This window comes from Solicola agrisoli (assembly GCF_049059935.1).
Classification (GTDB): Bacteria; Actinomycetota; Actinomycetes; order Propionibacteriales; family Nocardioidaceae; genus JAURVT01.
This window is the reverse complement of record NZ_JBMGQR010000145.1, coordinates 1-2,248: the sequence shown is the minus strand read 5'-3', so window position 1 is coordinate 2,248 and position 2,248 is coordinate 1. Positions and strand designations below refer to the sequence as shown.

Sequence of the window (2,248 nt, the reverse complement as noted above, 5' to 3'; positions counted from 1 at the left end):
CCGGTCAGCGTGGCGGGGGAGCCGAGCCGGGTGCTCGAGGGCGACTCGTCCGGCTTCGTCGCCGACGAGACGGTGACGAGCGCCGCCTGACGGGTGCAGACAGCGACGGTTACCCGTGAGTAGCATGACGGCATGACCGCCACCTACGACCTGTACAAGAAGGTCAGCAGCGTCCCCGTCCTCGGCTCGCGGCTGTTCTCCGCGGCGTTCGCGCTCAAGGCCCCGTACTTCGGGTCGGTGCTGCCGCACGTGCAGGTGATGGAGCCGCACCGCGCCGAGGTGCGCGTCGCCAAGCACTGGGGCGTGCAAAACCACATCGGCACCGTGCACGCGATCGCCGTGTGCAACGGGCTCGAGGCGGCCATGGGCCTGCTGGCCGAGGCCACGGTGCCCGACGGCATGCGCTGGCTGCCCAAGGGCATGGACGTCGACTACCTGGCCAAGTCCGACAGTGCGGTGGTCTGCCACGCCGAGACCACGCCCGAGGCCTGGGCGGACGCGCCCGACGTCCCGGTGCGGGTGTGGGCCACGCGTGCCGACGGCACCACCGTCGTCGAGGGCACCATCCGGCTCTGGGTCACGCCGAAACCGTCCCGGGGCTAGACGCCCCGGTGGCTGGCAGGGGCGAGCCCGCTGGCGCCGTCGCCGACCATCGGCACCGCGAGGGTCTTCTCGCCGACGTAGCGCTTCTGCGCCCAGGTGGCGACGGCAGTGAGGATGAGGTTGACGACGATGTAGAGCGCCGCCAGCACGATGGCGGTGGGGACCTGGTTCTGGAACTCGGTGTAGATCGAGCGTCCGACGAAGGTCAGGCCTGGGGCCAGGATGTACGCGCCGAGGCTGGTGTCCTTGAGCGCGACGACGCACTGGCTGATCAGCGACGGCAGCATGATCTTGACCGCCTGCGGCAGCTGCACCAGCGTCACCACCTGCGTCTTGCGCATGCCGAGCGCGTAGGCCGCCTCGGCCTGACCCGTCGGGACGGCCAGGATCCCGGCCCGGAAGATCTCGGCGAGCACCGAGCCGTTGTAGAGGGTGAGTCCGACGACGAGCGACCAGTAGGGGCCGAAGCCGTCGCCGACGCCGAACGCGAAGAAGATGAACGTGATGAGCAGCAGCAGGGGGACGGCGCGGAAGAACTCCACCACCGCCCAGCACGGCCACCGCACCCACGCGTGGTCCGACAGCTTGCCGATGCCGAACACGAGACCGAAGACCACGGCGAACGCGATGGACGTCCCGGCAGCCTGCAGGGTCTTGAGCAGCCCGTCGACGAGCAGCGCCTGGATGTAGGCCGGGGTGACGAACGGCTCCCACAGCCGGTACTCCAGCTGTCCGCGGTCGTACAGGCGCCAGACGATCAGGGCCAGCAGGCCCACGACCAGGACGAGCGCGAGGAGGTTGAACAGGCGCTGGCGGGCGCGCGCCCTGGGGCCGGGCTGGTCGAACAGGACGAGGCTCATCAGGCGACCCTCCAGCGGCGCTCGAGGCGGTTGGCCGAGAACGACATCAGCTCGACGATGACGATGTAGCCGAGCGCGAAGACCAGGAAGATCATGATTCGCTCGTTGGCGTTGTTGTTGGTCAGGCCGCGCATCGTGGCGGTGGCCTCGGCGAGCCCGAACGCGGCGGCGACCGAGGTGTTCTTCGCCATCGCGATGAGCACGCTGGCCATCGGGGGGATGACGGCGCGCAGCGCCTGCGGCATGACGACCTCGCGCATGCTCTGGCCGAACGTGAGCCCGATCGAGCGCGCGGCCTCGGCCTGCCCGACGGGCACCGAGTTGATGCCCGAGCGCAGCGCCTCGGCGACGAACGCCGAGGTGTACAGCGACATCGCGATGACGCCCTTGACCAGGAACGGGTAGTTGATCCCGAGTCGGGGGCCGGCGATGAAGACGAAGATGAACACCACCAGCAGCGGGGTGTTGCGGAAGATCGAGACGTACACCACCGCCGCGCCGCGCAGCAGCGGGACCGGGCTGACGCGGAAGGCCGCGAGGATCGTGCCGAGCACGAACGAGCAGATGCCGGCCAGCACCAGCAGCTGGAGCGTGAGCCAGAACCCTTGCAGGATCAGCCCGACGTTCCCGTCCAGGAAGGTCATCTGTCGTCCTCGTCAGTGGTGGTCGTGCGTCGGGGGGGGGGGCCCGCCGGGCGCCCCCCCCCCCCGGGGGGTCGACGGCGCGGCCGGGCCGCCCCCGCGCGACCAACCCGCCGGGGGGGCGGCCCCCCCCCCCCCAACCCC

3 protein-coding genes are annotated in these 2,248 nt (G+C 70.5%); 1 reads left to right on the top strand and 2 read right to left on the bottom strand.

The window, feature by feature from the left end; genetic code table 11:
* Nucleotides 1–132 precede the first annotated feature (132 nt).
* Nucleotides 133–603 (top strand): hotdog fold domain-containing protein, encoded by a 471-nt coding sequence (locus tag ACI6PP_RS23120; RefSeq protein WP_421114107.1) that lies wholly within the window; start codon nucleotides 133–135, stop codon nucleotides 601–603.
* Here the strand turns inward: ACI6PP_RS23120 and ACI6PP_RS23115 are convergent.
* Complete coding sequence (locus tag ACI6PP_RS23115) at nucleotides 600–1,463, bottom strand: amino acid ABC transporter permease (protein ID WP_421114106.1); 864 nt, start codon at nucleotides 1,461–1,463, stop codon at nucleotides 600–602. The two genes, ACI6PP_RS23120 and ACI6PP_RS23115, sit on opposite strands and share 4 nt — an antisense overlap.
* Nucleotides 1,463–2,107, bottom strand: a complete 645-nt coding sequence (locus ACI6PP_RS23110) for an amino acid ABC transporter permease (protein WP_421114105.1) — start codon at nucleotides 2,105–2,107, stop codon at nucleotides 1,463–1,465. The genes ACI6PP_RS23115 and ACI6PP_RS23110 overlap by 1 nt, the downstream gene beginning before the upstream one ends.
* Between the last annotated feature and the right edge of the window lie 141 nt (nucleotides 2,108–2,248).

What these genes read in the sequence shown, in the direction of transcription:
- ACI6PP_RS23120 (WP_421114107.1), top strand. Translation starts at nt 133, where the DNA reads ATGACCGCCACCTACGACCTGTACAAGAAGGTCAGCAGCGTCCCCGTC.
- ACI6PP_RS23115 (WP_421114106.1), bottom strand. Translation starts at nt 1,463, where the DNA reads ATGAGCCTCGTCCTGTTCGACCAGCCCGGCCCCAGGGCGCGCGCCCGC.
- ACI6PP_RS23110 (WP_421114105.1), bottom strand. Translation starts at nt 2,107, where the DNA reads ATGACCTTCCTGGACGGGAACGTCGGGCTGATCCTGCAAGGGTTCTGG.